Raw genomic sequence first — 263 nt, forward strand, 5'->3', positions numbered from 1 at the left:
GTTCGAGCGGGGGATTAGTCACCCACATGTTACGCAGATTCTGCAAAATCTCGGTCTTGATATCGACTTGTCCCTCGAACACATTGTCGATGGCATTTGTGTAATCCACGTAGTATGGATTAGCCGCTAGATATGGAGGCAGCAGAATACTGCGCGGGTAGCGATACCCAAGACGCCTGTTTTCTGTTGAGTCCGTCGAGGGCCAATCCACCTGATACTTATAGATTTCTTGATATGGCGTACTCATGTTTTACCCCATTTGC

At 47.9% G+C, this 263-nt stretch carries 1 protein-coding gene; it reads right to left on the reverse strand.

Annotated features, from left to right (window positions below; all coding sequences use genetic code 11):
• A partial coding sequence (locus AC1RPN_RS09030; RefSeq protein ID WP_481763430.1) for a hypothetical protein occupies positions 1-247 on the reverse strand: 247 nt, incomplete at its 3' end.
• Between the last annotated feature and the right edge of the window lie 16 nt (positions 248-263).

The sequence above is a fragment of the Dellaglioa sp. CoH-57-MRSF-20 genome, from assembly GCF_056781955.1.